General features: G+C 75.4%; 6 protein-coding genes. 4 read left to right on the top strand and 2 right to left on the bottom strand.

Features of this window, described 5'->3' with window-relative positions:
- Positions 1-431 (bottom strand): phosphotransferase (locus ICW40_RS18540; RefSeq protein WP_221655477.1); only part of this gene is annotated, 431 nt, incomplete at its 3' end.
- Positions 432-444: 13 nt separating this feature from the next.
- The gene (locus ICW40_RS18535) at positions 445-3,060 is read right to left on the bottom strand and encodes a lysylphosphatidylglycerol synthase domain-containing protein (RefSeq protein WP_221655476.1); all 2,616 of its coding nucleotides are present in this window, start codon (positions 3,058-3,060) and stop codon (positions 445-447) included.
- A 133-nt stretch (positions 3,061-3,193) separates the two neighbouring features.
- On the opposite strand from ICW40_RS18535, the gene ICW40_RS18530 reads away from it, so the two are divergent.
- From ICW40_RS18530 to ICW40_RS18515, 4 genes are all read left to right on the top strand, one after another.
- Complete coding sequence (locus ICW40_RS18530) at positions 3,194-3,424, top strand: hypothetical protein (RefSeq protein ID WP_221655475.1); 231 nt, start codon at positions 3,194-3,196, stop codon at positions 3,422-3,424.
- 462 nt (positions 3,425-3,886) lie between these two features.
- Positions 3,887-6,544 (top strand): nitrite reductase large subunit NirB, encoded by a 2,658-nt coding sequence (gene nirB, locus ICW40_RS18525; protein WP_308121906.1) that lies wholly within the window; start codon positions 3,887-3,889, stop codon positions 6,542-6,544.
- The gene (gene nirD, locus ICW40_RS18520) at positions 6,541-6,942 is read left to right on the top strand and encodes a nitrite reductase small subunit NirD (protein WP_221655473.1); all 402 of its coding nucleotides are present in this window, start codon (positions 6,541-6,543) and stop codon (positions 6,940-6,942) included. Before nirB ends, nirD begins: the two co-directional genes overlap by 4 nt.
- Positions 6,939-7,282: precorrin-2 dehydrogenase/sirohydrochlorin ferrochelatase family protein (locus ICW40_RS18515; protein WP_308121905.1), on the top strand; the 344-nt coding region annotated here is incomplete at its 3' end. The genes nirD and ICW40_RS18515, both read left to right, overlap by 4 nt.

Genomic DNA, 7,282 nt, shown 5'->3' with positions numbered 1-7,282 from the left:
GGCCGGTGGAGCGCCGTGAGGAAGGCCGCGAGCGTCGTCGCGGCGTCCCGGCCGCGCGTGACGGGCTCCCGGTCGGCCGGCGTGCCCGGGACCCACGTGGTCACGAGCCACGGGCGGGGGAACGCCGCCGAGGGCCGGCCGAGCCGCTGCGGGACGGGGACCGGCAGCGGCAGGAGCGGTGCGAGCCCGGGGACCCACGCGTGCTCCTTGAGCAGCAGGGCGTCGGCCGCGTCGGTCGCCCACGGGAGCCGGACGGCCGGGTCGTCGCCGAGGCGCCACAGCTGGTTGTCCCACCCGCGAGCGCCGAGCCGGACGGGGCGTCCCGCGAGGTCGGGGTGCTGGTCGCGGACGAGCCGGTCGACCAGCTCCGCGGTCACCTCGGCGTCGGCGTGCGTGCCCACGGCGTCCGTGCCCACGGCGTCCGTTCCCATGACGGGCGCTCCCTCAGAGCTCGCCCGTGCGCTGGAGCGCGCGCATCGCGAGCCAGCCGAACGGGATGCGCGCCCAGTAGGTCAGGGCACGGAACAGCACGACGACCGACGCCGCGATCGCGCCCGGCACCCCGCCGTTGATGAGGCCGATGGTCAGCGCCGACTCGATCGCGCCGAGGCCGCCCGGGGTCGGGACGAGCGCGCCCGCGGTGTTGCCCAGGAGGTAGATGAGCGCGAGGTCGATCAGCGGCAGCGCCTCGCCGAACGCCGCGAGGCTCGCCTGGAAGGCGCCGAGGTACCCGATCGTCATGATCAGGTTGCCGACGATCGCGACCGCGAAGCGCTTGGGCTGGCCGAGGAGCTGGACCAGCCGCGGCCAGGTCTGGCGCCACAGCGGGAGGGTGCGGGCGGCGACCCAGTGCCGCAGCGCGGGCACGAGCATCGACGCGGCCAGCGCGGCGATGACGATCGCGACGGACACGAGCACGGTGCGCGACGGCAGCTGCATGGGCTCGCCGCTCGCGAGCGAGAGCACGAGGAGCAGCAGGAGCGTCGTGATGAACTGCGACACCTGGACGAGCCCGACGGACGCGACCGCGAGGGTGTTCGAGACGCCGCGGCGCGTGAGCATGCGCAGGTTGAGGGCGGCCGGGCCGACGCCGGCCGGGGCGACGAGGGCCACGAAGGAGCCGGCGACCTGCACGAGCGTCGCGCGCCACAGCGGCAGCTTGACGGGCGCGAACGCGACGAGCGCCATGGCCGAGCCGAGGAACGTCACCATGCCCATCGCGAACGCGACGGCGGCGAACCACGGCTCGGCGTCGACGAGCGCCGCGGAGATCTCGGCGAAGTTGAGCCGCGTGATGATGAGGACCGCGGCCGCGATGCCGAGCACGAGCGTGATGACCGTGCGCGCCCCGAACCGGATGAGCCGCTGCGGCTCGACGTCGGCCTCGGGAAGCTGCGCGAGGAGCGCCTCGCGGACCTCGGCCAGGACGCCCTTGCGCTCGCGCGCCTCGTCGCGCGTCGAGCGCGGCAGCGCGATCGCCTGCAGCAGCGGGCCGATGGTCGCGAGGTCCTCGTCGGTGAACACGCGGGCCGCGGAGCCGACGGCGCGCTCGGCACCCACGCGCAGCGCGAGCAGCGCGAGCATCTGGGCGATGTCCATGCGCCGCGCGAGCTCGGACGACGCGACGTCGCCCGACTCCCACCCCGTCAGCAGGACCACGGGGCCCGTCGTCGTGGTCGCCGCGGGCGTCCCGTCGGGCGCCGGGGCGGATGCGGGCACGAACGGCGGCTCGAGGTCCACGAGCACCGTGTCCGCCGTGAGGCCGCGGTGCGCGAGCCCGGCGCGGTGCGCGGCCCGCAGCTGGTCCCAGACGTCGTCGAGGATGTCGTCGGTCAGCGCCTCGGGCGGCAGGTCGCGCAGCGGCACCGCGCCGTACGCGTGCTGCTGCACGAGGAGCATCGAGTCCTCGGCCTCGGCGAGCGCGAGCAGGCGGGGGGTGCGCACGCCCGCGGACCACGCGGCGTAGGTGAGGAGCGCGGCGCGCTCCGCCGCCTGCCGCAGGGAGACGACGCCGCGCCCCTCGAGGCCGCGCAGACGCAGCGACCGCCAGAAGCGCGTGAGCATGCCGACGACCTGCCGGTCCCCGTCGAGCACGACGACGTCGAGGCGGTCGCCGTCGGCGGTCGTCATGGCGTAGACGCGGTTGTCGCCGTGCCGGGCGATCGCGACGGCCGCGAGGTCCGGGGCGCCGTCCTCGGGGCGGTCGCGGCCGGCGTCGTGCTCGCCGTCGTCGTCCTGCGTCGTGTCGGCGACGCGCACCAGGCGCACGGGCTCGAAGCCCGCGCGGCGGATCCCGGCGACGAGCGAGTCGCCGTAGGCGCGCTCGCTCTGCACGCCCGTCACGTAGCGCACGGCCAGACCGACGAGGCGGCCGAGCAGGACGGTCATCAGCGCCGCCGGCAGCGTGATGACGCCGCTGATCAGCGCGACGCCCAGCGCGAGCCAGACGAAGTTCCACGACCAGCCGACCGTCCGCCGGCGGTTGCGCGCGCCGGCCACGGTGAGGAGCGCCGCGGTCGCGCTCAGCAGCGGGGGGATGATCACCGCGCGCACGCCGTTGACCCACACGCTGAACGACGAGCGCAGCACCGGGACGCCGAGGTGCGTGATGAGCCACGCGGTGAGGAGGGCCGCGCCGAACGTGAGGATCGCCGCCGCGACGGCCTCGATGGCGTGCCGCACCAGGCGACGCAGCACGAGCTCGGTGAGCACGGCGAGCGGCACGAGGACGGTGATGAGGCCCTCGATGACGGCGACGGGCACGACGAGGAGGCGCTGGATGACGGACTCGAAGTCCTGGACGTCCTCGGTCACGCCCGTCGTGGTGCCGCGCGCGTAGATGCCGATGACCAGGACGAGCGCGATGCCGAGCGCGGACAGCACGACGCCCACGAGGTCCGCGGGGTGGTGGACGCGGGCGGCGGGCGTGTCGACGACGTGGACGCCGCTGCTCGGGCCGGGCGCGGGGTCGGCGACGGCGCCGTCGGCTCGCGTGGTGCCGTCGGCGTGCGTCCCTCCTCCACCGGGGACCGTGAGGCCCTCGGGTGGCGCACTCGACATGGTCGCGAGTCTAGGGCGGGCGCCTCCTCCGGTCGGGGACGCTGCGCGGTCGGATCTGTCATCTGCGGTTGACATCGACGGCGGTGTCAACGACGATTGACAGCACCTCCGGAGGCGTCAGCGAAGGACCACCATGACGAAGGACGACACCATGAGCAGTCTCGTGGCCCAGGCCGAGGGCGAGGACCCGATCTCGGCGCTCGCCGCCCTCCGCGCGCTCCGCACCGAGCTCGAGCGTCAGGAGGCGACACTCGTGCGGCGCGCCCGCAACCGCGGCGCCTCGTGGGCGGCGATCGCGACGGTGCTCGGCGTCAGCCGCCAGGCCGTCCACAAGAAGCACGGCGCAGGCTGGCGCAAGGCCTGACGCCGCCCCGCGGCGCAGCCCCGACTCCGCCCGGCCGGCCTCGGGCCTTGCGTGGGGACTTCGCGTCACATGGCGACGCGAAGTCTCCACGCAAGCCGCCGTCGACGGCTGCCGGGCCGTCGCGCGGAGGTCGGCGGCGCCCCGCTCAGTCTCGCGCACCGGCCACCGGGCGCGCCCCTCACACGGGGACCCCCGGGCGTGTGCGGGAAAGGTTGCGCGGGGGTAACCGGCGCACGGCACCGGTGAAACACGGGCTTCCTAGCGTCGGCGGCAGGCCCGGGGGCGTCCCTGTCCCGGGCCACCGCACCCTGGGAGGCCCCGATGGACGAGCCGACGGACGCGCTCGATGGCGTGACACAGCCGAAACACCACGGCACCTCCGGGGAAACCTCCGCTGCCTACCGTCGGGACGGTCAGCAGCCCGACGCAGCCGAGCAGCTGCCCGGCAGCCAGGGGGGACCGGTGGACCAGCACCTCGTCGTGGTCGGTGGCGGCATGGTCGCGCACCGGCTCGTCGAGGCGCTGCGCGACCGGGACGCCGACGGCGCCTGGCGCGTCACCGTCCTCGCCGAGGAGCCGCGCGCGCCCTACGACCGCGTCGCCCTCACCTCCTACTTCTCGGGCCGCAACGCCGAGGACCTCTCGCTCGGCCAGCCCGAGCTGTGGGAGGACCCGCGCGTGCGCCTCGTGCGGGACACCACGGTGACCGCGATCGACCGCGCCGCCCGCACGGTCACCGCCCGCCGCAACGACACCGACCACGTCACGTCCTACGGCTACGACGCGCTCGTGCTCGCGACCGGCTCGTCCGCCGCCGTGCCGCCCGTCGAGGGCACCGACCTGCCCGGCGTCTTCGTCTACCGCACGGTCGACGACGTCGCCGCCCTGCGCGGCTGGGTGGAGGAGCGCGCGGCGCGGTGGAAGCGGCCCGTGCGCGGCGCCGTCGTCGGCGGCGGTCTGCTGGGGCTCGAGGCGGCGGGGGCCCTCCAGGCGCTCGGCGCGCAGAGCACCGTGATCCAGTTCGGCCCGCGCCTCATGCCGCTCCAGGTCGACGAGGGCGGCGGTGAGGCGCTGCGTCGCCTCATCAACGCGACGGGCGTCGCCGTGCGCCTCAACACGTCGACCACGGCGCTGCGCCCGGGCCGCGACGGCGCCGTGCGGCGCATGGACTTCGCCAACGGCGGCCGGCTCGACGTCGACGTCGTCGTCCTCGCGACGGGCGTGCGACCGCGCGACGAGCTCGCGCGCGCGGCCGGCCTGCCGGTCGGCCAGCGCGGCGGCGTCGTCGTCGACGAGGCGTGCCGCACCGAGGACCCGGCCGTGTGGGCCGTCGGCGAGGTCGCGTGCATCGACGGCTCCTGCATCGGCCTCGTCGCGCCCGGCTACGCGATGGCCGAGGTCGTCGTGGACCGGCTGCTGGGCGGCGCCGCCGTCTTCCCGGGCGCGGACACGGCCACGAAGCTCAAGCTCGCGGGCGTCGACGTCGCGAGCTTCGGCGACGCCTTCGCGGCGACGCCCGGCGCGCTCGAGCTCGTGCACGCCGACCCCGTCGCCGGGATCTACACCAAGATCGTGCTCTCGGACGACGCCTCGACGCTGCTGGGCGGGGTCCTCGTCGGCGACGCGTCGGCGTACGCCTCGCTGCGCCCCATGCTCGGCCGCCGCCTCGAGGGCGACCCGGGCGCGTACATCCTCCCCGAGGGTGCGGGCTCCGCCGGGCGCCCGCAGACGGCGCTGCCCGACGACGCCGCGGTGTGCTCGTGCAACAACGTGACGGCCGGCACGGTGCGCGCCGCCGTCACCGAGCACGGCTGCACGGACCTCGGCGCGGTCAAGGCCTGCACGCGCGCCGGCACGAGCTGCGGCTCGTGCCTGCCGCTGGTGAAGAAGCTCGTGACCACCGAGCTCGAGAAGTCCGGCGTCACGGTGAGCACCGCGCTGTGCGAGCACTTCGACCTCTCGCGCGCGCAGCTGTTCGACGCGGTCCGGGTGAGCGGCCTGCGGACGTTCAGCGAGATCCTCGCCCGGCACGGCCGCCAGGACCTGCCCGCGGCGGCGCGCGGCTGCGACATCTGCAAGCCCGTCGTCGGCTCGATCCTCGGCTCGCTCGGTGCGGGTCACGTGCTCGACGGCGAGAACGCGACGCTGCAGGACACCAACGACCACGTCATGGCGAACCTGCAGAAGGACGGCTCGTACTCCGTCGTCCCGCGCATGCCGGGTGGCGAGGTGACGCCCGAGGGGCTCATCGTCGTCGGCGAGGTGGCGCGGGACTTCGGGCTCTACACCAAGATCACCGGCGGTCAGCGGATCGACATGTTCGGTGCGCGGCTCGAGCAGCTGCCCGCGATCTGGCGGCGCCTCGTCGACGCGGGCTTCGAGTCCGGCCACGCGTACGGCAAGAGCCTGCGGACGGTGAAGTCCTGCGTCGGGTCGACGTGGTGCCGCTTCGGCGTGCAGGACTCGGTCGCGCTCGCCGTCGAGCTCGAGCTGCGCTACCGCGGCCTGCGCTCGCCGCACAAGATCAAGCTCGGCGTCTCGGGCTGCGCGCGCGAGTGCGCCGAGGCGCGCGCCAAGGACGTCGGCGTCATCGCGACGGACAAGGGCTGGAACGTCTACGTGGGCGGCAACGGCGGCTTCACCCCGCGGCACGCGCAGCTGCTCGCCGAGGACCTCGACACCGAGACGCTCGTGCGGACGATCGACCGCTTCCTCATGTACTACGTGCGCACCGCCGACCGCCTCCAGCGCACCGCGCCGTGGATCGAGGACGTCGAGGGCGGGCTCGACGGCGTCCGCGCGGTCGTCATGGACGACTCGCTCGGCATCGCGGCGGACCTCGACGCGGCCATGGCGGCGCACGTCGAGAACTACACCGACGAGTGGCGCGCGACGCTCGACGACCCCGAGAAGCTCGCGCGGTTCGCGTCCTTCGTCAACGCGCCGACGACGCCGGACCCCTCGCTCGCGTACGTGCCCGAGCGCGGTCAGGTGCGGCCGGCCACGGCCGCCGAGCGCGCACAGCACTCGGCTGCTCGCGCGGACGGGCCAGGCGGCGTGAGCGAACCGCGTGCGGGCGCGGTGCTCGTCGCCGGGACCACGCTGGAGGTGCGCCGATGAGCGCCGTCGTCCTCGGCACGTCGGGCCGCACGGCCTGGACCGCCGTCTGCCACGTCGCCGACCTGGTGCCCGAGCGCGGCGCCGCGGCGCTCGTGGGCGGTGAGCAGGTCGCCGTCGTGCGGCTCGTGGACGGCACGGTGCTCGCGGTGCAGAACCTCGACCCCTTCAGCGGCGCGCACGTCCTCTCGCGCGGCATCGTCGGGTCACGCGGCGACGCGCCCACGCTCGCGTCACCCATGTACAAGCAGGTGTTCGACCTGCGCACGGGGGAGTGCCTCGACCCCGTCGGCCGCGAGCCGGTCGCGGGCGGCGCGACCCTGCGCACGTGGCCCGTCCGCGTCGAGGGCGGGCTCGTCCTCGTCGGGACGCCGCTCGCCGCCGCGAGGGCCGACGCATGACCACGATGCTGGGGGTCGACCTCGAGGGCCGTCGCGTCCTCGTCGCGGGCGGCGGTCCGGTCGCCGCGCGGCGCGTGCAGTCGATGCGCGTCGCGGGCGCGGACGTCCTCGTGGTCGCCCCCCAGCTGTGCGAGGAGCTCGCCGAGCTCGTCGAGGACCGCGTCGTGCGGTGGCGCTGCGACGAGGTCCAGGAGCGCGACGTCGACAAGGCCTGGCTCGTCCACGCGGCGACGGGTGACCGGGCGGTCGACGCGCAGGTCGCCGCGTGGGCCGAGGCGCGCCGCGTCTTCTGCGTGAACGCCGGCGCGGCCGACGCCGGCACGGCGCGCACGCCCGCGAC

The sequence above is a fragment of the Actinotalea ferrariae genome, assembly GCF_019733465.1.
Lineage (GTDB): Bacteria > Actinomycetota > Actinomycetes > Actinomycetales > Cellulomonadaceae > Actinotalea > Actinotalea ferrariae_A.
The sequence above is the reverse complement of the archived record's forward strand: the minus strand, read 5'-3'. Positions and strand labels throughout refer to the sequence as shown.

Coding starts and splice junctions, on each gene's coding strand:
- ICW40_RS18535 (WP_221655476.1), bottom strand. CDS start 3,060: ATGTCGAGTGCGCCACCCGAGGGCCTCACGGTCCCCGGTGGAGGAGGG.
- nirD (WP_221655473.1), top strand. CDS start 6,541: ATGAGCGCCGTCGTCCTCGGCACGTCGGGCCGCACGGCCTGGACCGCC.
- ICW40_RS18530 (WP_221655475.1), top strand. CDS start 3,194: ATGACGAAGGACGACACCATGAGCAGTCTCGTGGCCCAGGCCGAGGGC.